The sequence below is a fragment of the Lysobacter alkalisoli genome (assembly GCF_006547045.1).
Classification (GTDB): Bacteria; Pseudomonadota; Gammaproteobacteria; order Xanthomonadales; family Xanthomonadaceae; genus Marilutibacter; species Marilutibacter alkalisoli.
Genome location: NZ_CP041242.1, coordinates 2,341,120 through 2,364,570 on the forward strand (window position 1 = coordinate 2,341,120; position 23,451 = coordinate 2,364,570).

The following is a 23,451-nucleotide window of genomic DNA, read 5'->3' on the forward strand; positions in this document are numbered from 1 at the left end:
CAGTCGTGGCGGGTACGGTCGGCGCGCGCGCGAGGTCATCCCCGCCGCCATCCAGGCGGAAGTCAGAATGTCGGCGTCGGCGTAGTAGGGATTCATCAGGAGGCGAATGCTCGCACGGGCTGCGCGCGCGCGCAAGGCACGACGCTCATTCGCCGGAACGGACCGGCACCACGGGGGTGATCGAAACCCGGATCCGGAGCCGGTTGCCGGGATCCTCGGTCAGCCGCGAGCGGTACTTGGCGCCCTTGTACAGGTAATCCACGTCATAGGCGATCGGTCGCTGGAACTCGCGCTCGACCTGCACCGGGCGGCACTCGACCGGCGCCGGAACCTCCTCACCCTTGTCCCTGTCGCGGCTGAGGGCATCGCGGACCGCACCGACCATCCGCGACAGACGGGAATCGCCTTCCTCGATCGGAGGATCGCACTCCTCTTCCACCCGGGTCGCCGTAAGGGTCTGGTAGACGGGGGTGACCCGCAGCACCTGGGCGTAGTCGTAGCGCACGTTCTCCGCCTGGACGACCACGCTGTCCTGCGCCCGGGCGATCGGAGCGATCTGGACGATCAGCAGGGCCAGCAAGGCCAGCTTCAACGGGCAGGACAACAGGGGGGGACGGGTCATCTCGCAGGCGCGGTCAGGTTTGTTCAGAAATTGTAAGTGCAGTCTGCGGGTATGGCATGAACCCCGGCTGTCATGCCCCGCCAGCCGGCCCCGGAACGGGTCCTCCGTCATCGCTGTCACCTGCCCGGCTCGCGGCCCGCCACCTGGCCGCATGCAATGCGCTTTGGAAAACACTGCCCGGAAAACACCGTGTGGCAGCCACCGCGACAGGCAAGCCGCCGAACTTACGGGCTAGAATGCCGCGACTTCCTGTTGCATCTCCCATGAGCCTCCATCTCTACAACAGCCTGACCCGGCGGGTCGAAGCCTTCTCGCCGGCCGATCCGGCGCGCACCACGATGTACCTGTGCGGGCCGACGGTCTACAACTACGTCCACATCGGCAACGCACGTGGCCCGGTGGTGTTCGGCGTGCTTGCCGACGTATTGCGCCGGCGCTTCGGCACCCTCGCCTACGCCCGCAACATCACCGACGTCGATGACAAGATCAACGCCGCGGCGAAGGAGCAGGGCGTGCCGATCTCGGCCATCACCGACCGCTTCGCCGCCGCCTATCGCGAGGACATGGCGGCGCTCGGGGTGAAGCCACCCGATCTGGAGCCGGCCGCGACCGCCCACATTCCACAGATCATTGCAATGATCGAGCGGCTGATCGAGGGCGGTCACGCCTATGCCGCCGACGGACATGTACTGTTCGCGGTCGACAGTTTCGACGAGTACGGCAAGCTGTCGCGCCGCGACCTGGATGAGATGCTGGCCGGCGCCCGCATCGAGGTCGCGCCATACAAGAAGAATCCAGGCGACTTCGTGCTGTGGAAACCGTCGACCGACGACCTCCCCGGCTGGGATTCACCCTGGGGCCGCGGGCGCCCGGGCTGGCACATCGAATGCTCGGCGATGGCCGCCGCCCACCTGGGCGAAACCATCGACATCCACGCCGGCGGCGTCGACCTGCAGTTCCCGCACCACGAGAACGAGGTCGCGCAGAGCGAATGCGCGCATGGCGGCCGGACCTTCGCCCGGTTCTGGCTGCACAACGGCATGCTCAACCTCGACGGCGCCAAGATGGCCAAGTCGGTCGGCAACATCCAGCGCGTGCACGAGCTGATCCGGCAGCACCCGCCTGAGGCGCTGCGCTACGCCCTGTTGAGCGCGCACTACCGGCAGCCGCTGGACTGGTCGGACGGATTGATCGAGCAGAGCGTGCGGACGCTGGACCGGCTGTACGGGACGTTGCGCGACCTTGGCGACATTGAGGTCGAGACACGGATCCCGGACGGCATCGAGGCCGCGCTCGACGACGATCTCAATACCCCGCAGGCGTTGGCCGAACTGGCGCGCATCGCATCCGAGGCGCGCAAGGCCAGCGCCGACGGCACGACCGATGTGGACAAGGCCCGATTGAAGTCCGACCTGCTCGGCGCCGGCCTCGCCCTGGGCCTGCTTCAGCAGGACCCGGCCGCATGGTTCGCGCGCGGCGCCTCCGGCGAGGACGACGCCCGCATCCAGGCCCTGGTCGAGGAACGCATCGCGGCCAAGAAGGCCCGCGACTTCGCCCGCGCCGATGCGATCCGTGATCAATTGGCCCAGGATGGCATCATCCTGGAAGACACCCCACAAGGGGTGCGCTGGAAACGGGGTTAGGGCAGACCACTCCCCTCACAAAGAGCCTGCGCTCTGTCCAGAAGGCGGTGGTCATGCCTTTGCGCGACCGTCCGCAACATGGATGTTGCGGATGAGCCCCCATGGATGGGTTCACGGCGTGTCGCGCAAAGGCATGGCCACCGCCTTCCACAGCACGTAACCGGCTTCACCCTTCTCTCCATCTTTCCCGGGTGCGCTCCGCCTATCCGGGCTACGTTGCAGCAAAGCGGCGTAAAATCACCCTTGCAATGAACGCCATCGCCTCCCCCGCCACGCCCTTTCCGCTGGAACCGACCGCCACCGACGCACAGGCGGCGATCCGCGACGAGTTCGCGTTCTTCGGCGACTGGGCCGAACGCTACCAGTACCTGATCGACCTTGGCCGCAAGCTGCCGGACCTGCCGGCAGAGTGGAAGACCGAGGAACACCGCCTGCACGGTTGCCAGTCCATGGTCTGGATCGTGCCCGAGGGTGACGCCTCGCGCCTGGACTTCCACGCCATCAGCGACTCGGCGATCGTCTCCGGCCTGATCTACCTTGCCCTGCGCGTGTACTCGGGCCGCAGCGCCGCCGAGATCGCCGCCAGCGATGCCGACTACATCGCCGACATCGGCCTGGCCAAACACCTCTCGCCGACCCGCAGCAACGGCCTGGCCTCGCTGCTGGCCTTCATCCGCGCCGAGGCGGCGAAGCATCTGTAGGAGTGCCCCTGGGCGCGACCATCGTCCCGGTCGCGCCCAGGGGCGCTCCTACGAACTCAGGAAGCAAAAAGGCCCCGCCGGAGCGAGGCCTTTGTGATGCAGTCGAACGGGAGCCGGACCGTCAGTCCCCCATCTGCTTCTGCAGATGTTCCCAGCGCTCCTGGGCGTCGATGGTGCGCTCGGCGGTCAGGCGTGCGTCCAGGCGCTCCAGGCCGATCTCTTCGCCGGTGTCCACGCAGTAGCCGTAGTCACCGTTGTCCAGGCGCTTGAGGGTGCTGTCGATCTTGCCGATCAGCTTGCGATAGCGGTCGCGGGTTCGCAGCTCCAGCGAGTTTTCGGTCTCGCGGGTCGCGCGCTCGGCCTCGTCGCCGACATCGCGGACTTCTTCCTTCAGGTTCTCGATGGTCTGCTTGGACTCCTCGACCAGGTCGGCACGCCACTTCAGCAGGCGCTGGCGGAAGTATTCGAGCTGCAACGGGCTCATGTACTCCTCCTGCGCGCCCGGCCTGTAGCCTTCGGGCAGGATCGGGCGGCCGGTATCCGGATCGGTCTTGTACGGCACGACCTTGAACTTGTTCTTCGGCGCCGGCGCCTGCGGGCGCGCGGCTACCGCCACCGCGACCTTGCCGGCCGGGCGTCTGGAAGCAGCCGGCTTGCTCTTGGCCGGCTCGGCAGCCTTGACCGGGGCCGTCTTGGTGGCCGGACGTGCGGCCGGCTTCTTCACCACGCCGGGCTTGGTCGCCTTCGCGGGGGCCGGCTTGCTTGCGGGGGCCTTCTTCACGTCGACCTTCTTCACTTCGACCTTCTTCACTGCGGCTTTCTTCGCCGCCGGTTTGGCGACAGCTTTCTTGGCAACGGCTTTCTTCACCGGCGCCTTCTTTGCCGGAGCCTTCTTGGCGACAGCCTTCTTCGCGGCCGCCTTTTTCACAGCGACCTTCTTTGCGGCTGGCTTCTTCACAGCAGCCTTCTTCGCGGCCGGCTTCTTGGCAGCGGTCTTCTTGGCAACGGCTTTCTTCACGGCAACCTTCTTTGCGGGGACCTTCTTCGCGGCCGGCTTTTTCGCGGCCACAACCTTCTTGGCGGTCTTGGCGGTCTTCTTCGCCACAGCCTTGCGGGAGGCAGGCTTGGCGGCCTTTGCGGTTTTCTTTTTCACTGCCACGGGCGACTCGTCCTTCTTGATTCCCTTGTGACGGGAAAGCGCGCTGTTATACCCTGCCCCGGCTACCGCGGCAACCGCAACCGCCGCGGATTTCCGCACGAAGGCCCCGTGATCGACCGTCTCCTCATTGCCCTGCTGCGCTTCTACAAACGGTGGATAAGTCCGCTATTGGGCCCCCGCTGCCGCTTTCACCCCACCTGCTCGGTGTATGCAATGCAGGCCATCGCGCAGTATGGCGCCCTGAAAGGCAGCTGGCTGGCCGCCCGTCGGGTGCTGCGCTGCCACCCGTTGCACCCCGGCGGGTACGATCCGGTGCCGCAGCCACCCGGCCACGCCACCGACACTCCGTCGCCTGAACAGAACCCGGACCCGCCCTCATGCCCTCATCCCCACGAACACTGATCGTCAACGCCCGGCTGGTGAACGAAGGCCGCGAATTCGACGGCGACCTGCGAATCGCCGATGGCCGCATCGCCGAGATTGGCACCGGCCTGTCCGCGCGCGACGACGAAACCGTGATCGACGCCGCCGGCCGCCGCCTGCTGCCGGGCATGATCGACGACCAAGTGCACTTCCGCGAACCAGGCATGGAATACAAGGCCGACATGGCCACCGAGTCGGCCGCGGCGGTCGCTGGCGGCCTGACCAGCTTCATGGACATGCCCAACACCAGTCCGCCGACACTCGACGCCGCCGCGCTGGAAGACAAGTACCGCCGCGCCGCCGGCCGCGTCTGGGGCAACCATGGCTTCTACCTGGGGGCAAGCAACGACAATCTCGAAGCGATCCGCACCCTCGATCCGCTTACCGCGCCTGGCGTGAAGGTGTTCATGGGTGCCTCGACCGGCAACATGCTGGTCGACGATCCCGAGATCCTCGACGCGATCTTCCGCGAGGTGCCGACCCCGATCATCACCCACTGCGAAGACACGCCGATGATCGAGGCCGAGACCGCCCGCTACAAGGCGAAGTACGGCGACGACATCCCGGCCGCCTGCCACCCGGACATCCGCTCGCGCGAGGCCTGCATCAAGTCGACCCGGCTGGCGATCGAGCTGGCCCGCCGCCACGGCACCCGCCTGCATGTGCTGCACATCTCCACCGCCGACGAGCTGGCGCTGTTCGAGGCCGGTCCGCTGGTCCGCGCCGACGGCAGCCGCAAGCAGATCACCGCCGAGACCTGCATCCACTTCCTGCGCTTCGACCGCCGCGACTACGAGACGCTCGGACATCTGATCAAGTGCAATCCGGCGATCAAGGACCCATCCGACCGCGAGGCGCTGATCCGGGCCGTCGCCGGCGACGTGATCGACGTGCTCGCCACCGACCACGCCCCGCACACGCTGGAGGAGAAGCACAACCCCTACGTGCGCGCACCGAGCGGCCTGCCGCTGGTGCAGTTCGCGCTGGTCGCCGCACTGGAGCTGGTGCACGAGGGTCACATGGGCACTGCCCAGATCGTGCAGAAGTTCGCCCACGCACCGGCGCAGCTGTTCGACGTGGCCGAACGCGGCTTCCTGCGCGAGGGCTACTTCGCCGACCTGGTGCTCATCGACGACGCGCCTGTCGATGGCAAACCATTCACGGTCGAGCGTTCGCAGGTGCTGTCGAAGTGCGGCTGGTCGCCATTCGAAGGCCGCAGCTTCCGGTCGCGAATCGCCTCGACCTGGGTCAACGGCCGGCTGGTCTGGGACGGTGAGCGCCTGGTCGGCGAGCCGGATGGCCAGCGACTGACGTTCGCGCGATGAGCCGCGCGACGGCGCTTGCCCGGCCCGGCCCGCTTCTCGCCCTGCTGCTGATGGCCTGCGCCAGTCACCCGCCGCCCACCGCGGCGGCGACATCGACACAGGCCGACCGCCCTCCGTCCCTGCCCGCCCCCGGTCGTCCGGTCTCCCGTCCCACCGGCATCTCGTTCCTGCCGACCTCGGTTTCGCAGGGCGCACTGGTGATCGGGCTGGCCGATCCCGCTGCCCGGGTCGAGTACGACGGCCGCGTGTTGCGGGTCTCGCCGGAAGGCCGCTTCGTGCTCGGCGTTGGCCGCGACGCCAGCGGCGTGCTGGAAGTCCGGATCACTCAGCCCGACGGGCAATCCCTGGTCCACCGGATCGCGGTGACCCCGCGCGACTGGCCGGTCGAGCGCGTCAGCGGCGTGCCGCCGAAGACCGTCGATCCGCCCAAGGCCATCGCTGAACGCATCGCCCGCGAGCAGGCCCGGGTCACCGCCGCACGCACCCGCGATGATGCCCGTACCGATTTCACCCAGACTTTCATCTGGCCGGTGCAGGGACGGATCAGCGGCCGCTTCGGCAACCAGCGTGTCTACAACGGGAAACCCGGCTCGGCGCACTCGGGCATGGACATTGCCGCCGCCAACGGCACCCCGGTCAAGGCCCCGGCCGCAGGCATCGTCACCTTCGCCGACGCGGACCTGTACCTGACCGGCGGTACCGTCCTGCTTGACCACGGCCACGGCGTCAGCTCGAACTTCCTGCACCTGTCGCGGCTGGACGTGAGGGTCGGCGATCGCATCGAGCAGGGCCAGGTGATCGGCGCAGTCGGCGCCACCGGCCGTGCGACGGGGCCACATCTGCATTGGGGGATGAACTGGTTCGGCACCCGCGTCGACCCGCTGCTGGTGCTGGGCGACGCTCCCTAGACCGACGCATGGCACCCGAAGTGCCCACCTTGCTGGCAACCCCGCCCGCAGGAGCGGCCTTGGCCGCGATCGTAAATCAGTCGTGCCGGGGGCCGCTGCCGCTGACCTTGGCCACCGCGTCGTGCGGATGCAGGCTCTCGAAGTGGGCGACCTCGGCCTCGTAGCGTTCCACGTGCGGGTCGTTGCCCAGCACCGCGGCGACACGACGGGCCGCGTCCTCGCAGAACATCAGGTTGGCGGCGTTGAGCGCGGCGAAGGCCTGCTCGTCTTCACGCTTGACCGCGGTCTGCACCGGCGTGCCGAGACGCTGCTCGAGCGCGTCGATCAGAGCCGCCAGCGGCAACTCCTCGAACTGCGGACGCAGTTGCAGGCGCACGCTGGCGCGGCTGCGCTGGGCGTGCGGGGTCGCGGCCAGGCCGCGTTCGGAGGCCAGCCAGTCGCCGACCACGGCGGTGGAGATCGGCCGGGCGTCGGCGAAGTCGGCGGAAAAGCGTTCGGCGTTGAGTTGCCGCGACAGCGCTGCCGAGGCCGGACAGGTGCTTGAATATTCCACCATGAACGCCAGCGACAGGCGCAGGTGGCCGTCGACCAGCAGGGCCTCGATCTCGATCGGGTAGCGCTTCCAGCCGGCATTGCCACTGGCCAGCGCCGGCCGCAGCAGCATCTGGTCGTAGCGCAACACCAGCCGCGCGGCCGACGACAGGCCATCCTGCGAGTCGACCAGCGACTGCAGCACGCGGCGCAGGCCGGCCGGGGTCACCGCCTCGCTGGCAAAGGCGTCCTGAAGGCGCAGGTACAGGCGCGACATGTGGATGCCGCGCGCATCGGCGTCATCGAGGCTGACCGCGACATCGACCGAAGCCGCCACTTGCACCGGCTCGCCACCGGGGGTGGCGATGCGCAACGGCAGGGCGATGTGCGACATGCCGACCCATTCCAGCGCTCGCGCCTCGGCGGCGGCATCGAAGGCCACGTCGGGGAGCTGGCGGGAGGAGCTGGACTGGGGATTCACGGCAAGGCCTTGCGATTTCGGGGAGGAAGTGCTGTTCACCCGGGCCGAGATGGGGGCACCGCCCCGGGATGCAACAACGGGGCCATTCTAGCGGTCTCCCGCCAGCCGCTCCGCAACGCAGGCGGAACGGTCAGTTGCGGGCCGCCCGCCAGGCCTTCGCCAATACGGCCCAGGGTTTCAGTGCCCGGCCCGGCTCGGCCAGCCCCAATCGGGCCCTAGCCAACGCGGTCCAGAGCCGGCGTGGCAGGGTCGCGGCCGGTGCCATCGGCCAGCGCTGGCGCAACTGCCCGGCCCAGATCGCCGTCGGCTCGCCCTCCCCGGCCCGGGCGAATATCGCCAGCGGCACGTGGCCGTCGCCTTCGTGGAAAAAGCGCGCCTGCAGCAGGCAGGCGGCGATCGCGTCGCGCGAGGCCCGCACGGCCCCCGGCGCGGGGTCCTGCGCCCTGTCCAGCCCGGCGCCGAACAACCGCAACTCCACTTCTGCCGCAGCCGTGGCGAATGGCTCAAGCAATGCAAAGGCCTCGGCATGGTCGCCCGGCCGTTCGCGACTGGCCTGCAGCGCCGGCAAGGCTGCCGCCAGCGTGTCCCAGCCTGCCGGCAACCGTTGCAGGTCGATCCCGAGCGGATGCCGGCGCGCACCGCGCGACCAGCCACCCAGCTCTTCGGCCCACCAGGCCAACTTCGCCTCGCCGGGACGCGGATCGCGACCGCCCCAGGCGGCGTCGCCCAGTTCCTGCAACAACGCAGCCCAGGCCAGAACGGTCGCGCGCTGGCCCGCGGGCACGAAGACCTCGGCCAGGCTCCACTCCGGCCAGCGCTGCCGCCATTTGGCGATAAAGCTGTCCAGCGCATCCTGGTTGGAAGCGGTCTCGATATTCATCGCTGCGGCCAACGCCCGCGATCGGCCAGTTCAACCGGCTGCTCGATCAACGTATCGCCGCCCCAGTCCCGGGGTCGGTCGTCCGGCAGGCGGTAGCCCCACAACGCAACCACCGAGCGCATGCCAGCCGCGTGCGCGGCGACGATGTCGCGCTCGTCGTCACCGACGTAGACACAATCGGCCGGATCGACTCCGATCGCCTTGGCCGCATGCAGCAGCGGCAACGGGTGCGGCTTGCGCTCGGGCAATGTGTCGCCGCCAACCAATACCGCGCAGCGCTCCGCCCAGCCGAGATGCGGCAGCAATTCGCGGGCCAGATGCTCGGGTTTGTTGGTGACGATGCCCCAGACCGTGCCGGCCGCTTCAAGCGCGCCGAGCATGGCCTCGACGCCGTCGAACACGCCTCCATGACGGCCGATCTCGCGCTGGTAGTGGTCGAGGAAGGCCGGCACCCGGGAGAGGCGTTCGTCCTCGGCCAGGTCGGGGAACGCCGCCTGCAGCATCGCCCGTGCGCCGCGCGAGACATGCGGACGGAATCCAGCCAAGGTCATCGGCGCGCGGCCGTCTGCTTCAAGCATCGCGTTGGCCGCGGCGAGCAGGTCGTGGACGCTGTCGGCGAGGGTGCCGTCGAGGTCGAAAAGGGCGGCCTTGGGGAAGACTGGAGACATTGGAAGGCGGTTCTGAGATGACTACATCGCCGGCTTCAGTGCGCAAGCCAGGTAGTTGATATCGGTACGTTCGATCACCCGCGCGGCATTGCGCCAGGGTTCGTACATCAGGCCGCTGACGTCCTCCAGCTGCAGACCGGCGGCGCGCAGCCAGGCGGCCAGCTCGGACGGACGGATGAAATCGCGGTAGTGGTGGGTCCCCTTGGGCAGCACGCGGGCAACGTACTCGGCGCCGACGATCGCCAGCGCGAACGCGGCCGGGGTACGGTTGAGCGTCGACAGGAACAGGCGGCCACCCGGCTTGAGCAGCGTGGCGCAGGCGCGGACGATCGCGGCCGGGTCCGGCACGTGCTCGAGCATCTCCATGCAGGTGACGGCATCGAACCGGCCGGGCATTTCCGCCGCCAGCGACTCCACCGACTGCAGCCTGTAGTCGACGCTGACGCCGGTCTCCAGCCGGTGCAGGCGGGCGACCTTGACCAGTTCCGGGGCCAGGTCGATCGCGGTGACCTCGGCACCCTCGCCCGCCAGCGCCTCACTGAGCAGGCCACCGCCGCAGCCGACGTCGAGCGCCCTCGCGCCTTGCAGTGGGACGCGGCCGGTGACGTAGCCCAGACGCGCCGGATTCAGCGCATGCAGCGCCTTCTGCGGGCCTTGCGGATCCCACCAGCGCTGGGCGAGCGCGCCGAACTTGTCGAGTTCGGCCTGGCTGAAGTTGGTGTTGTCGGGTTGACTCATGGTGGGTCTGATTTCGTTCGCGTGGTGGGTATCGTTGCGCTCAACCCACCCTGCAACAACCCGCAGTGTGGACAGCGCCGGAGGCGAAACCCATCGTCATGACAGCCTGATCGATGCAATCCGCTTGCGCCATTCGCGCGCCTTCGCAATCAAGGTTGCCGCATCCAGCGTGACCAGTTCCCGGTCGCGCAACCGGGCCTGGCCGGCGATCCACACGTCGGTGACCTGGTGGCGGCCAGCGGCGTAGACCAGTTGCGAGATCACGTGGTGCAGCGGCTGGGTCTCGACCTGGGCGAGGTCGACGCAGGCCAGATCGGCCTGCTTGCCCGGTTCGATCGAGCCGATGCGGTCCTCGAATCCGACCGCACGCGCGCCGCCCAGGGTCGCCGCGCGCAGCGCGCTGGCGGCATCGAACGCGGCGGCATCGTTCGCCACCGCCTTGGCCAGCAGCGCCGCGGTGCGGGTCTCGCCGAACATGTCGAGGTCGTTGTTGCTGGCGCAGCCATCGGTGCCGACAGCGATCGTGACGCCGGCCTTTTCCAGCTTGCCGACCGGACAGAAGCCGGAGGCCAGCTTCAGATTCGACTCCGGGCAATGCACGACCACCACCCCGCGCTCCGCGCACAGGGCAATCTCGGCATCGGTGAGGGCCGTCATGTGCACGGCGACCAGCCGATCGGTGACCAGGCCGAGCCGGTCCAGCCGTGCCAGCGGCCGCTGGCCGTACTTCTGCAGCGACTCCTCGACCTCGTGCCGGGTCTCGTGGGTGTGCAGATGGACGGGCATGTCGAGCTGGTCGGCCAGCATGCGGATGCGTTCAAAGCTGGTATCGGACACGGTATACGGCGCATGCGGCACGAAGGCGGTGGCAATCAGCGAGTCGTCGCGCCACTGGTCGTGGACCTCGATCGCGCGGTCGAAGTATTCGTCGTCCGACTGGGCCCAGGCGGTCGGGAAGTCGATCACCGGCAGGCCCACGCGGGCACGGAAGCCGTGGCGCTGGTAGACCGCGGCCTGCACGTCGGGGAAGAAGTAGTTTTCGTTGGCGCAAGTCGTGCCGCCGCGCAGCATCTCGGCGATCGCCAGCTCGATGCCGTCGGCGACGAACTCCGGCCCGATCACCGCACCCTCGACCGGCCAGATATGGCCCTGCAGCCACTCCATCAGCGGCAGGTCGTCGGCGACGCCGCGCAGCAGGGTCATCGGGTTGTGGGTGTGGGCGTTGACCAGCCCCGGGATCAGCGCCGAATGCGGGCGCGACACGATCTCCGCCGGGGCGAAGCGGGCGCGTGCCTCACGGGTCGGCAGCATGGCGACGATCTTGCCACCGGATACGGCGACGGCGTGGTCCTCGAGCACCACGCCATGCGGATCGACCGGCACCACCCAGCCGGCTTCGATCAACAGGTCGCAGGGCTTGGGGGCGGTATCGGGGGTCATTCGTTTCCTTTGCTTGTCATTCCCGCGAAGGCGGGAATCCAAGGACTTTCGCCTCGAAAGACAGTCAACAGCAACGTCCATGGATCCCCGCCTTCGCGGGGATGACGACTTGGCAAAGCCGTGGCCGCCTTACGGCCACGGGCCAAATCGTCACTTGACGCGGCTGACGTACTCGCCGGAGCGGGTATCGACCTTGATCGTCTCGTCCTGGTTGACGAACAGCGGCACGCGGACCACCGCGCCGGTTTCCAGGGTCGCCGGCTTGCCACCGCCACCGGAGGTATCGCCGCGCACGCCAGGATCGGTCTCGGTGATCTTCAACTCGACGAAGTTCGGCGGCTGCACCGCGATCGGCGTGCCGTTCCACAGCGTGACCACGCATTCTTCCTCGCCCTTGAGGTACTTGCGCGCTTCGCCGACTCCGGCCTTGTCGGCCTGGACCTGCTCGAAGCTCTCCGGGTTCATGAAGTGCCAGTACTCGCCATCCGCGTACAGGAACTGCATGTCGGTATCGACCACGTCGGCGGCCTCGAGCGCGTCGGTCGCCTTCATGGTCAGTTCGACCACGCGGCCGGACTTGATGAAGCGGTACTTCACGCGGGTGAACGCCTGGCCCTTGCCCGGCTTGACGTACTCTGTATCGGTGATGATGCACGGCTCGTTGTTGACGAGGATCTTCATCCCGTTCTTGACGTCGTTCATGCCATAGCTGGCCATCGCACAACTCCTGCAGTGTTCTTGTCTGGATGCCGGCCGCGGGCATGCGGTCGGCGGTAGAATGACGGGCTCGCGGCGGGGTGAATCGTTCAGCCCACCGCTCGAGCACGAGCAGTCGCACATGATACCCGCAGCCTTGGCCTCCATGCAGCCGGAGGGACCGTCCGGACCCGCCAGTGCCCCCAACTCGTCCCAGCGCTGGCAGCAGCTCTGGCGCGAGGCCGTGCGCGATCCGCGCGAGCTGCTGGCCCTGCTCGGGCTGGAACGGGCCGCGCTGGCGATCTCCGATGCGGCCGCGGAACAGTTCCCGTTGCGGGTACCGCGCGGCTTCATTGCCCGCATGCGCCATGGCGACCCCAACGACCCGCTGCTGCGCCAGGTCCTGCCGCTGGACGAGGAGATGCGTCCCGTCCCCGGCTTCAGCCTCGATGCGGTCGGCGATGGCGCAGCCAAGGCCGCCGACGGGGTGATCCGCAAGTACAGCGGCCGGGCCCTGCTGGTCGCCACCGGCAGTTGCGCGGTGCACTGTCGCTACTGCTTCCGCCGCCACTTTCCCTATGCCGAAGAGGCCGCCGCCGCGGCCGGGTGGCGCGACACCGTCGCTCTGATCCGCCGCGACAGCTCGATCGACGAGGTGATCCTGTCCGGTGGCGACCCGTGGTCGCTGGCCACCCACAAACTGGCCGAGCTGACCGGCACCCTCGCCGGCATCCCGCACATCAGGCGCCTGCGCATACATACCCGGCTGCCGGTGGTGCTGCCCGAACGCGTCGACGACGCCCTGCTCGCCTGGCTGGCCGCCCTGCCCTGGCCGGTCACGGTGGTGCTGCACGCCAACCATGCGAACGAGTTCGATGCCGGCGTCGACGCATCCCTCGCCCGCCTGCGCGGCACAGGAGCCACGCTGCTCAACCAGGCGGTACTGTTGCGCGGGGTCAACGACTCGGTCGATGCACTGGCCGGCCTGTCCGAGCGCGGCCACCGGGCCGGCGTGCTGCCGTACTACCTGCACCAGCTCGACCGGGTCCAGGGCGCCGCCCATTTCGAGGTCGGCGACGACGAAGCCAGACGCCTGCACGCCGGGCTGGCAGCGCGGCTGTCGGGCTACCTGGTACCGCGACTGGTCCGCGAGGTGGCCGGCGATCCGGGCAAGCGACCACTGTGAGCGGCTGTGGCGAACACCGCCGACCCGCCATCGACGATTCGTCATCGAGATGATGGATCGTCAATCGACATTCAAATGCTGACAGCTTTGCGAAAACACTACCTTGTGCATGGACGCGCTGCCGGCTTCATGACATAAACGGATCCGGGGAGGACAACACACATGCAATTCGGCAAAGACCTGCCACTCCGGCTGCTGGTCGTCGACGACAGCGTCGAGGCCGCCGAGGCCATCGTCAGCACCCTGCGCAATGCCGGTATAGCGGTGCGGCCCAGCCGTCCTGAAAACGCCGCGGCGCTGGACCAGTTGCTTGCCGGCCAGCCGCTCGACATCGTCATCGCCGCGCATGGCGCGCGCAGCGTGCCTCTCGCCGAGGTGATGCAGCGGGTCGATGCCAGCGGCAAGGACCTGCCGGTACTGGTGCTTCACGACGACATCGATACCCAGCGGGTACTGAACGCGGCCTCGATCGGTGCCCGCGGCATCGTCCTGCGCCCGCAGCTGGACCTGCTACGCGATACCGTGGTGCGCGAATGGTCCGACCTGCAGGCCCGCCGCGGCCTGCGCAAGCTGGAAAACCACGTCCGCGAGACCGAGCGCCGCTGCGATGCGCTGATCGAATCCTCGCGCGACCCGATCGCCTACATCCACGAGGGCATGCACATCCGTGCCAACGCGGCCTACCTGGAGATGTTCGGCTTCGACGACTTCGAGGAGATCGAGGGCATGTCGCTGCTGGACATGGTCGCGCCGCACCACGTCGACGAGTTCAAGCAACTGCTCAAGAAGCTGTCGAAGGGCGAAGCGCCGCCGCCGCGCTACGAACTGGAAGCCCGGGGCATGGACGGCAATGCCTTCCCGGCGACGATGGAGTTCACTGCCGCCACCTACGAGGGCGAGCCCTGCCAGCAGGTGGTCCTGCGCCAGCAGGAGATCGACCCGGCCCTCGCCCGCGAAGTCGAGGAGCTGCGCCAGCGCGACCAGGTCACCGGCCTGCTCAACCGCCCGACCTTCCTGCGCGCACTCGAGGACACCGTGGCCCATGCAGCCGAGAAGGCCAGCCACCACGTGCTGCTGCTGGTCGAGCCCGACCACTACGCGCACCTGCTGCAGGAGATCGGCCTGGATGCCGCCGACGAACTCGTCGCCGCCTGCGGCCGTCGCCTCAGCGAGGTGCTGGCCGACACCGACGTGGTGGCCCGTTTCGGGGAGCATCAGTTCGCGGTCCTGCGCCGCAACAGTGAATACAACGCCTCGGTGGCGTTGGCCGAAACGGTCCGCGCCGCCTTCGCCGACGCCGTGCTGGACACTGGCAAGCGCTCGCTCAACGCCACCGTCAGTATCGGCGGCGTGCAGATCGGGCAAAAGATCGCCAGCGTGACCGCGGTGCTGGGCAAGGCCAGCCAGGGCGTGCAGTCCGCCGCCGGCGTGGGCGGCAACCGGGTCGAGCTGTTCGATCCCAGCGCCGCCGACCGCGCCGAGGAAGAGCGCGTCGAGGCCTGGGTCAAGCGCATCCGCGACGCGATCGACAATGACCGCTTCATCATGCACTTCCAGCCGCTGATCGGCCTGCACGGTGCGCCTGACGAGATCTACGAAGCCTACCTGCGGCTGCTCAACGAGCATGGCGAACTGGTCCAGCCGATGACCTTCCTGCAGATCGCCGAAGAACACGGCCTGCTGTGGGAGATCGACCGCTGGGTGGCCGGCCATGCCATCAGCGTCCTCGGCGAACGCCGCAAGGCCGGGCATGACACCACCCTGCTGATCAAGATCACCGAGGTGTCGCTGCAGGACGACAGTCTGCTCAAGCACATCGGCGAGCAGCTGGCCCGCCACGGTGTCGAAGGCCGGCAGTTGGTTGTGCAACTGCCCGAGTCGAAAGTGTTCACCCATCTGCGCGCGGCGCAGACGTTCCAGATCGAGGCCGGCAAGCTCGGCGTGCGGGTCGGGCTGGAACAGTTCGGCAGCGGCCTGAATTCGTTCCAGCTGCTCAACCACTTCAACGCCGGCCTGGTCAAGCTCGACCGCGGCTTCATGGACGACCTGCAGAACAATGCCGACAATCAGGAACGGATCCGCGAGATCGCCAGCAAGGCCCGCGAGGCCGGTCGCCTGACCATCGCCGAATTCGTCCAGGACGCCTCCAGCATGACCATTCTGTTCGGCGCCGGCCTCGACTATGCCCAGGGACAGTTCCTGGCGGCGCCAGGGCCGGAGATGAACTACGAGTTCTAGGGGCCTGGGGCAGGTTCTTTCCCCGGGGGCGGCGAACCTCGCCCGGGAGCATTCATGCCGCCGACCTTCTCCGCGCGCGGCCTGCGACCTTGCCCAGGCTGCGGATTGGCGCCGATCAGCTCACCACGCGGCCTCCGGCCGGCTGGATCGGTGCGTTGCGCAACGCCTGGATGCGCTCCGCCAGCGGCGGGTGGCTCATCAGCAGCTTGCGCAGGCCATGGCCAACGGCACCACTGATGCCGAACGCGGCGACCTGCTTGGGCAGAGTGTTCTCGCCATAGGTGACCGACAGCCGCTCCAGCGCGGCGATCATCTTCTGCTTGCCGGCAAGCGCTGCACCGCCCTCATCGGCACGGAACTCGCGGTAACGCGAGAACCACATCGCGATCATGCTGGCGAACAGGCCGAACACCATGTCGAGCACGAACACGATCGCGTAGTAGGCAAGCCCCGGCCCGCTGTCTCGGCCACCGCTCAGGTAACCGTCGATGACCCGGCCGACCACGCGCGCAAGCACGATCACGAAGGTGTTCAGCACGCCCTGGATCAAGGCCATGGTCACCATGTCGCCGTTGGCGACGTGGCTGACCTCATGACCCAGCACGGCCTCGGCCTCGTCGCGATTCATCGCCCGCAACAGGCCGGTCGATACCGCGACCAGGGAGTTGTTGCGGCTCGGGCCGGTGGCGAAGGCGTTGATCTCCGGCGCGTCGTAGATGGCCACTTCCGGCATCTTGATGCCGGCGGCGTCGGCCTGGCGGCGCACGGTCGAGACCAGCCACTGCTCGGCCTCGTTGCGCGGCTGCTCGATCACATGGGCGCCGGTGCCGCGCTTGGCCATCCACTTCGACATCATCAGCGAGATGAACGACCCGCCGAAGCCGAACAGCAACGCGAACACCAGCAGGCCGGCATTGCTGCCGGTGGCGATGCGGATACCGAACACGTTCTCCAGCACCGCCAGCACGATGCTGATCAGGGCCAGCACCGCCAGGTTGGTGGCCAGGAACAGGGCAACTCGTTTGAACATGTCTGATTCCTCAGCACGGCAATATGCGATCCCGTCGAAGTGTGGCAGGCTTCGGGCAATTTCAAGTGAATGCCCGACGTGACCGCGCTCCCCGCTCCCGGGCCCGATGCCGCGCCTCGCCACCCCTCCGGCTATCGTGGCCGCTTCGCCCCCTCGCCCACCGGCGACCTGCACTTCGGCTCGCTGCTGGCGGCCTTCGGCAGCTGGCTGCTGGCGCGCGCCGCCGACGGCGAATGGTGGGTGCGGATAGAGGACCTGGATCCGCCGCGCGAGGTTGCCGGCGCCACCGCCCGGCAATTGGCCACCCTGCGTGCGTTCGGACTGGAAACGGATGCGCCGGTCGTCCGCCAGAGTGATCGCCACGCGTTGTACCAGGCGGCGCTCGACCGCCTGCTCGACTCCGGCGCCGCCTTCGAATGCCATTGCAGCCGCAGCGAACTTGCGGCCAGTGGGGGCATCCATCGCCGCTGCATCGCCCGGCGTCGGCGCGATCGGCCTGCGATCCGCCTGCGCGTGCCCGACGGTAGCGTGGTCGTCTTCGACGATGCGATCCAGGGACCGCAACGACAGGACGTCGCCACCGAGGTCGGCGACTTCGTGCTGCGCCGCGCCGACGGCTTCTGGGCCTACCAACTTGCGGTGGTCGTGGACGATGCGGCGCAGGCCATCTCCCATGTGGTACGCGGTGCCGACCTGCTCGACTCCACCCCGCGCCAGATCCTGCTGCAACGCGCGCTCGGCTTGCAGACTCCCGCCTACGCGCACCTTCCACTGGTGGTCGACGCGCAGGGCCGCAAGCTGTCCAAATCCGACGCAGCCCTGCCGGTGGAGGCTGCCGATCCGCTGCCCGCCCTGCGCCGGGCCTGGATCGTACTGGGCCATGATCCTGCCGCCCTCGCCGGCGCCTCCGACGTGCCTGCGGTGCTGGCCGCCGCTCGCAGCGCCTTCGATCCTTCGAGGATCCCACGCACACTCCCGGCACCGGCGGTTGCGACAATCGTCGATACGGACATGGCATCCACACATCCTGACGCTATGATCGGCGCTGGGCCGCCCGGTCGCGGCTGAGGAGAGGACAACATGCAGTCACGCGTTGCATTGGTCACCGGCGGAACCGGTGGCATCGGCACGTCCATCATCAAACGGCTGGCCTCGATGGGGCACAAGGTCGCCACCAACTATCGCGACGAGAGCCGCGCCAAGGCCTGGCAGGAAAAGATGAAGGCCGAGGGCATCGAAGTGACGATGGCCAAGGGCGACGTCACTTCCGCCGACGAAGCCCAAGCGATGGTGCGCGAGATCGAGAACCGGCTCGGCCCGATCGAGATCCTGGTCAACAATGCGGGCATCACCCGCGACACCACGTTCCACAAGATGAAGCCGGAGCAGTGGAACGACGTGATCTGCACCAACCTCAATTCGGTCTACAACGTGACCCGTCCGGTCATCGAAGCCATGCGCGAGCGCAAGTGGGGACGGATCATCCAGATCAGCTCGATCAACGGCCTCAAGGGTCAGTACGGCCAGGCCAACTACGCCGCGGCCAAGGCCGGCATGCACGGCTTCACCATCTCGCTGGCGCGCGAAAACGCCAAGCTGGGCATCACCGTCAACACCATCTCACCCGGCTACGTGGCCACCGACATGGTGATGGCGGTGCCGGAAGAAGTCCGCGCCAAGATCGCTGCCGACATCCCGACCGGCCGCCTCGGCCGGCCGGACGAGATCGCCTATGCGGTGGCGTTCCTGGTCGACGAGGAAGCGAGCTGGATCACCGGCTCCAACCTGGACATCAACGGCGGCCACCACATGGGTTGGTAAGGGACGTTTACCAAGCCTTGCTCGGTAAACTCCAAAACCTGCTGCGCAGGTTTCGGGCCCGGTCAATGCGCTCCCACACCCCCATTCGCGCCTGCGCCGCGAATCGCCCCCTGACTCAGGGGGCCATGGGCCTTGATGCGAATTCGCCAACAGTTGCAAGGCAAGTGTCCCTGCGCCATGCTGCAGGGCACCACGTACACGAGCTGACGTTTCATGGCCGCAATCCGTGTCATCAAGAAATATCCGAACCGCCGCCTCTACGACACGGAGATCTCCAGCTACATCACCATCGAAGACGTGCGCCAGCTGATCGTCGACGGTGAGTCCTTTGAAGTCCGCGACGCCCGCAGCGGCGATGACCTGACCCGCCAGGTGCTGCTGCAGATCATCGCCGAGCAGGAACAGGACGGTGAGCCGGTGCTCTCCACCCAGCTGCTGAGCCAGATCATCCGTTTCTACGGCGACTCGCTGCAGGGCTTCATGGGCAGCTACCTGGAGCGCTCCATGCAGCTGTTCCTCGACCAGCAGCAGCAGTTCCGCAAGCAGATGGGCGGACTGGTGGGCGAGACCCCGTGGGCGATGATGAACCAGCTGACCGAGCGCAACCTGGCGATCTGGAAGGAATTCCAGCAGAACCTGTCGGGCAGCGTCGGCCAGACCCCGACCTCGGGCCGCAACACGGGCCGGCCGGAAGGCGGCAAGCGCGGGCGCTGACTTATGCGGTCGGGGATCGGCAACTCGTAAGGCTGCCCCTCCCGACGTCCCGGGTGCGGCTTGCGCCTTGTCCGGGCTACGTTCTTTCGATGATCGGCAGAGCCGGTGGACAACCGGGGATTCTGAGCCCTGACACCTGATCCCTGCCCGGCTCAGCGTGCCTCGCAATACTTCGCCCGGAACGCTTCCGCCTGCGGCATCAACGCCTGCAATTCGCGGATGCGGTTGTCGGGATCGGGATGGGTCGAGGCGAACTCCGGCGGACGCTGTCCTTCGCCGAGCTGGCCCATGCGCTGCCATAGCCCGATCGCCTGGTTCGGGTCGTAGCAGGCCGCCGCGGCCAGCATCAGGCCGACCCGGTCAGCCTGGGTTTCATGGTTGCGCCCATAGGGCAACACCAACCCGTACTGGGTGCCGGCGCCGATCGCGGCCATGATCGCCTGTTGTTGTTGCGGCGACATGTCGCCGACCGCCATGCCGGCGGCCAGTTGCCCCATCTGCACCAGTTTCTGCTGCGCCATCCGTTGCGAGCCGTGACGCAGCAGCGCGTGGGCGATCTCGTGCCCCATCACCACCGCGACCGCGTCGCGGGTCTGGGCGACCGGGATCAGACCGGTATAGACCGCCATCTTGCCGCCGGGCAGGCAGAACGCATTGACCTGCTCGGACTGGATCACCGCCACGTCCCACTGGAATCCCTCGTGGCTGGTCGGCACCTCCTGGTCATACATCGCCGCCAGTTCGGCGGTGACCTGAGGCACCCGGCTGATCAGGCGCTGGGCGATCTCACGGATTTCGCGGCTGACCTCGGCATCGGCCGGCAACAGCGCACCCTGCGCGTGGGCATCGCCCAGCACCTGCTGGAACGCCTGCGCACCCAGTTGCACTTCCTCGCCGGGACTGGCGCCGTAATGGGCCGTTTCCCCGGTGTAGGGATCGACCTCGGCGGTGCCGAACCACTGCCAGACTGCATAGACCGCGAACAGCAGCAGGATCCACCAGCGGAACTTGCCTCCGCGACGGGCATCCGTTGGCTGTCGCGTGCCCGGCATCGGACTGCGTCTCATCTCAGATCTCCCGCACCACCCGGAACCCGACCCGGGCATTGGTGACATCATTGCGCACCGACAGCCGCCACGCCGAGCGGGTCTGCTCCGGCGAGTTCGCCCACGAGCCGCCACGCACCACCTTTTCGCGGCAGCCCGGGTTGACCCAGGCATGAGCGTCGCGCGGCGCCCGGCGGTAGTTGTCGTGCCAGCAGTCGGCCACCCACTCGCTCACGTTGCCGGCCATGTCATGCAGGCCGAAGGCATTGGCCGCGTAATTTCCGACGGGAGCCGGCCCCCAGGCACCATCGCCATAATCCGGGAAGGCGTTGCGCCAGTTGCGGCCACTTGGGGAAACGTCCTTGCCACCGGTGAAATTGCCGCTGTTCTCCGGCGGATCGCCATCGCCCCAGGGGAACCGTGCCTGACTGCCCGCGCGCAGGCCATACTCGAACTCGGCCTCGCTCGGCAGCCGGTAGGTGTGGCCGGTCTGCTCGGACAGCCATTCGGCATAGGCTGCCGCATCACCGGAACTGACGTGGATCACCGGCAGATTGTCATCGGCCCGATTGCCCGCGTAGTCATGCCCGGGACCGACCCGGCTGCGACGCGTCAGGTTGCCGCTGCGTTCGTCGTAGGCGGTCGAATAGCCTCGGCGCACCGCCCGCGGCTGATGTCCGCTGGCCTCGACGAAGCGACGGAACTCGGCGACGGTCACCTCGGTCCGGGCCATCGCGAAGCCGCGCTCGAAGCGAATGTTGCGGGTCGGGCGCTCGGCGTCGGTGGCGCCGGCCTCGCCATCGGCCGCGCCCATCGTGAACGCGCCATGCGGCACCACCACCATCTGAGGTCCACGGCCGCCGTGCCTGAGCGCGTCGGTAAACACCTGGCCGGGGCGGAACAGGCCGTAGTGGGTGACCAGTTCGATCCGTTCGCGCAATTCCACCGCGGCCGGATCGCCAGCCGGCGCAATCCTCAGCAGTTCGGCCAGGACCTCGCGTGCCGGGTCGAGCCCAGCCTCCTCCGACAGCGCGGCGATGCCCTGGTCGCGCAGGCTGCCGATACGTGCGCGCCGCATGTCCGCTATGCGCTCGCGAGCATGCCCGACCGTGGCGGCATCGGGCCGGACCTTGCCGGCACGGACCAGCCAGCTCTCGGCACCGTCGTAGTCATCGCCTTCGGCGGCCAGTTCGGCCTGCCGGATCAGCGCACTCTCCGCGGCAGCCAGCCCTGCAACGCGCGCGCATCGCCCGGGCGCAGCTCCAATGCATGGCGGAAATGGCCGACGGCGGCATCCTTGCCGGTGTCGATGCGACCGGCCTCCAGTGCCTGCTCGCCGAGGCGATCGGCACGTGAAGCCTGGTCGGCCGTGTCCAGCCGTTGCAGGTAGGCCTGTACCGCATCCGACTCCGGCGCAACCGAACTGGCCACCATGCCGATACGATGGGCCTGCTGCAGGCGCTCGGGCACGTCGTCGATTTCCCCGAGGGCCTCGTCGCCCTGTGCGACCAGAGCAGCGAGCGCCGCATCCAGCCCTTCGGCCACTTCCGCGTCATCAGGCACATGCGCCTTCAACGCGAGATAGATCGGGATCGAATCCTCGTCGCTCTCGAACAGGTCACCCGCCTCCAGCGCCTCGCCGGCCCGTGCCTTCAGCGCTTCGACATCGTCGTCATCGACCGCGACCTCCGGTGCCTCCCAGGCCGGCACCGGAGCCACCTCCTGGTCGACGCTGATGGTGACGGAGGGACCGGCCGGGTCGGTGCGGATGACCTCCGCTTCGTCCTCGGCCGGTGCCGGCCCGCGCGAGCAGCCGGCAATGGCCACCAGCGCCACGAATGCGGCTGTGGCCATGAATGGCACCGGACGGGCGGCATGGGACCGTTTCTGATTCGAGCGGATTGGGGGCGTTGCGCGCAAGCATCCTCCGTGGCGTTGGTGCCGGGTGGGGTGGCCCCTGCGCGCCATGGTTGGCGCGCTCGCAGATCAAGCATGGATGGTGCCTTGTCCGGGCCCTCCATTTTCTCGTGCCCGGTGAAAGTAGGCTATTGTCGCCCGCTCCGGCAACTTCCGCTCATCCAGACCTGCCCGTGCCCGCCCTGATCACCGACCCCACCGCGCTGCAGGCGCGCTTCGCCACCCGCCCGGCCCGCATCGGCCTGGACACCGAATTCATCCGTGAACGCACCTACTGGCCGCAGCTGGCGCTGGTCCAGATCGCCCTGGAAGGCCCGGCCGGGCCGGATGACGAGCTCGAAATCCTGCTGATCGACCCACTCGCCCCGGGCATTACCGAAGTGCTGGCCGGGCTCCTCGCCGATACCGCGATCCTGAAGGTGATGCACAGTCCCAGCGAGGACCTCATCGCGTTCAGGCACACCTGCGGCACGGTGCCGACACCACTGTTCGACACCCAGCTCGCCGCTGCGCTGTCCGGCATCGGCAGCGGCATCGGCTACCAGAAGCTGGTCGAACAGGTGACCGGGGTGGTTCTGGCCAAGGGCGAGACCCGCTCGGACTGGTTGCGGCGACCGCTGTCGGCGGCACAGCTGGAATACGCCGCCGACGATGTCCGCCACCTGTTCGAACTGCATGACGCGCTCGACCACCGCCTCGGCGAACTCGGCCGCCGTGAATGGCTGGCCGAGGACGCTGCCCGCACTGTCGAACAGGCTGCCGGCGACACCCCCGACCCCTGGCCGCACCTGTCGATGCGCAGCGCTCGTTTCCTCGACCTCGACGCCCAGCGCCGGCTGGTACGGCTGCTGCGCTGGCGCGAGGACCATGCCCGTCGCAGCGACCGGCCAAAGACCTGGATCCTCGACAACGAGCTGGCCCATGCCCTGGCCCGCAACCCGCCGATCGATCTGGCCGGCCTGCAGCGCGAGTTCGACGCTCATCCCAAAGCGCCACGCAAGCTGGCAGAGACGGTCTGGGACGTCCTCAATACCCCGCTGGAAGACGAGTCCGAAGCCCCCGACGCCGGTCTTGCCGAACGCCGGGATCGCAACCGCCTGAAGAAGATGCAGGCCGCGGTGGCCGAATGCAGCGCCGAGCTCGGCCTGCCCGACGGCGTGCTCGCCTCGCGCCGCTGGCTGGAAGCCCTGCTCGACCACGGCACCTGGCCCGACGCCCTGTCCGGCTGGCGGCGCACGGCCCTGGAGCCGCGGTTGACCCCACTGCTGGCCCCGCAAGACTGAG

At 68.1% G+C, this 23,451-nt stretch carries 21 protein-coding genes and 1 pseudogene; 11 read left to right on the forward strand and 11 right to left on the reverse strand.

Annotated elements, in window-relative coordinates:
* Positions 1–145 precede the first annotated feature (145 nt).
* The gene (locus FKV23_RS10190) at positions 146–622 is read right to left on the reverse strand and encodes a hypothetical protein (RefSeq protein WP_244243975.1); all 477 of its coding nucleotides are present in this window, start codon (positions 620–622) and stop codon (positions 146–148) included.
* A 263-nt stretch (positions 623–885) separates the two neighbouring features.
* Here FKV23_RS10190 and cysS point away from each other — a divergent pair, with 263 nt between their 5' ends.
* On the forward strand, positions 886–2,265 hold the full coding sequence (cysS, locus tag FKV23_RS10195) for a cysteine--tRNA ligase (protein WP_141623748.1): 1,380 nt from the start codon (positions 886–888) through the stop codon (positions 2,263–2,265).
* A gap of 248 nt (positions 2,266–2,513) precedes the next feature.
* Positions 2,514–2,966 carry a SufE family protein gene (locus FKV23_RS10200; RefSeq protein WP_141623749.1) on the forward strand — a complete coding sequence of 151 codons (453 nt, stop codon included), beginning with the start codon at positions 2,514–2,516 and terminating at the stop codon, positions 2,964–2,966.
* A gap of 121 nt (positions 2,967–3,087) precedes the next feature.
* On the opposite strand, the gene dksA is transcribed toward FKV23_RS10200, so the two are convergent.
* Entirely contained in the window at positions 3,088–4,125 is a 1,038-nt protein-coding gene (gene dksA / locus FKV23_RS10205) for an RNA polymerase-binding protein DksA (protein WP_244244175.1), read from the reverse strand.
* A gap of 108 nt (positions 4,126–4,233) precedes the next feature.
* On the opposite strand from dksA, the gene yidD reads away from it, so the two are divergent.
* Genes yidD through FKV23_RS10220 form a run of 3 tightly spaced genes read left to right on the forward strand, consistent with a single transcriptional unit; the run spans position 4,234 to position 6,781 of the window.
* Entirely contained in the window at positions 4,234–4,527 is a 294-nt protein-coding gene (gene yidD, locus FKV23_RS10210) for a membrane protein insertion efficiency factor YidD (protein ID WP_141623750.1), read from the forward strand.
* Positions 4,503–5,873: a dihydroorotase gene (locus FKV23_RS10215; protein ID WP_141623751.1), complete on the forward strand. Its 1,371-nt coding sequence runs from the start codon at positions 4,503–4,505 to the stop codon at positions 5,871–5,873. The genes yidD and FKV23_RS10215 overlap by 25 nt, the downstream gene beginning before the upstream one ends.
* A 50-nt stretch (positions 5,874–5,923) precedes the next feature.
* Positions 5,924–6,781, forward strand: a complete 858-nt coding sequence (locus FKV23_RS10220; RefSeq protein WP_141625159.1) for a M23 family metallopeptidase — start codon at positions 5,924–5,926, stop codon at positions 6,779–6,781.
* A gap of 76 nt (positions 6,782–6,857) precedes the next feature.
* On the opposite strand, the gene folE2 is transcribed toward FKV23_RS10220, so the two are convergent.
* The 6 genes from folE2 to efp all read right to left on the reverse strand — a co-directional run bounded on the left by folE2 (position 6,858) and on the right by efp (position 12,236).
* Positions 6,858–7,793, reverse strand: a complete 936-nt coding sequence (gene folE2 / locus FKV23_RS10225; RefSeq protein ID WP_141623752.1) for a GTP cyclohydrolase FolE2 — start codon at positions 7,791–7,793, stop codon at positions 6,858–6,860.
* 130 nt (positions 7,794–7,923) lie between these two features.
* Positions 7,924–8,673: an isoprenoid biosynthesis enzyme family protein gene (locus FKV23_RS10230; RefSeq protein ID WP_141623753.1), complete on the reverse strand. Its 750-nt coding sequence runs from the start codon at positions 8,671–8,673 to the stop codon at positions 7,924–7,926.
* Positions 8,670–9,341 (reverse strand): phosphoglycolate phosphatase, encoded by a 672-nt coding sequence (gene gph / locus FKV23_RS10235; RefSeq protein WP_141623754.1) that lies wholly within the window; start codon positions 9,339–9,341, stop codon positions 8,670–8,672. The genes FKV23_RS10230 and gph overlap by 4 nt, the downstream gene beginning before the upstream one ends.
* A 21-nt stretch (positions 9,342–9,362) precedes the next feature.
* Positions 9,363–10,079 carry a bifunctional 2-polyprenyl-6-hydroxyphenol methylase/3-demethylubiquinol 3-O-methyltransferase UbiG gene (gene ubiG, locus FKV23_RS10240; protein ID WP_141623755.1) on the reverse strand — a complete coding sequence of 239 codons (717 nt, stop codon included), beginning with the start codon at positions 10,077–10,079 and terminating at the stop codon, positions 9,363–9,365.
* Positions 10,080–10,175: 96 nt separating this feature from the next.
* Positions 10,176–11,519: a TRZ/ATZ family hydrolase gene (locus FKV23_RS10245; RefSeq protein WP_141623756.1), complete on the reverse strand. Its 1,344-nt coding sequence runs from the start codon at positions 11,517–11,519 to the stop codon at positions 10,176–10,178.
* 150 nt (positions 11,520–11,669) lie between these two features.
* The gene (gene efp, locus FKV23_RS10250) at positions 11,670–12,236 is read right to left on the reverse strand and encodes an elongation factor P (protein WP_141623757.1); all 567 of its coding nucleotides are present in this window, start codon (positions 12,234–12,236) and stop codon (positions 11,670–11,672) included.
* A gap of 121 nt (positions 12,237–12,357) precedes the next feature.
* On the opposite strand from efp, the gene epmB reads away from it, so the two are divergent.
* Both epmB and FKV23_RS10260 read left to right on the forward strand, forming a co-directional pair.
* Positions 12,358–13,401: an EF-P beta-lysylation protein EpmB gene (epmB, locus tag FKV23_RS10255; RefSeq protein ID WP_141623758.1), complete on the forward strand. Its 1,044-nt coding sequence runs from the start codon at positions 12,358–12,360 to the stop codon at positions 13,399–13,401.
* 162 nt (positions 13,402–13,563) lie between these two features.
* Positions 13,564–15,639: an EAL domain-containing response regulator gene (locus tag FKV23_RS10260; RefSeq protein WP_141623759.1), complete on the forward strand. Its 2,076-nt coding sequence runs from the start codon at positions 13,564–13,566 to the stop codon at positions 15,637–15,639.
* 115 nt (positions 15,640–15,754) lie between these two features.
* On the opposite strand, the gene htpX is transcribed toward FKV23_RS10260, so the two are convergent.
* Positions 15,755–16,669, reverse strand: a complete 915-nt coding sequence (gene htpX, locus FKV23_RS10265; protein WP_141623760.1) for a protease HtpX — start codon at positions 16,667–16,669, stop codon at positions 15,755–15,757.
* Positions 16,670–16,747: 78 nt separating this feature from the next.
* Here htpX and gluQRS point away from each other — a divergent pair, with 78 nt between their 5' ends.
* The 3 genes from gluQRS (at position 16,748) to phaR (ending at position 19,204) form a co-directional block, all read left to right on the forward strand.
* Positions 16,748–17,737, forward strand: a complete 990-nt coding sequence (gene gluQRS / locus FKV23_RS10270; RefSeq protein ID WP_244243977.1) for a tRNA glutamyl-Q(34) synthetase GluQRS — start codon at positions 16,748–16,750, stop codon at positions 17,735–17,737.
* 12 nt (positions 17,738–17,749) lie between these two features.
* Positions 17,750–18,490, forward strand: coding sequence for an acetoacetyl-CoA reductase (phbB, locus tag FKV23_RS10275; RefSeq protein WP_141623762.1), 741 nt, complete (start codon positions 17,750–17,752; stop codon positions 18,488–18,490).
* Positions 18,491–18,703: 213 nt separating this feature from the next.
* A complete protein-coding gene (gene phaR, locus FKV23_RS10280) occupies positions 18,704–19,204 on the forward strand; it encodes a polyhydroxyalkanoate synthesis repressor PhaR (RefSeq protein WP_141623763.1) in 501 nt (166 codons plus the stop codon).
* Positions 19,205–19,356: 152 nt separating this feature from the next.
* Here the strand turns inward: phaR and FKV23_RS10285 are convergent, their stop codons facing one another.
* Together FKV23_RS10285 and FKV23_RS10290 are read right to left on the reverse strand one after the other, a co-directional pair.
* Entirely contained in the window at positions 19,357–20,271 is a 915-nt protein-coding gene (locus tag FKV23_RS10285) for a M48 family metallopeptidase (RefSeq protein WP_407067624.1), read from the reverse strand.
* Position 20,272: 1 nt separating this feature from the next.
* Positions 20,273–22,104: pseudogene (locus FKV23_RS10290) on the reverse strand (SUMF1/EgtB/PvdO family nonheme iron enzyme).
* 236 nt (positions 22,105–22,340) lie between these two features.
* Here FKV23_RS10290 and rnd point away from each other — a divergent pair.
* A complete protein-coding gene (rnd, locus tag FKV23_RS10295) occupies positions 22,341–23,450 on the forward strand; it encodes a ribonuclease D (protein WP_244243978.1) in 1,110 nt (369 codons plus the stop codon).
* Position 23,451: the final 1 nt, after the last annotated feature.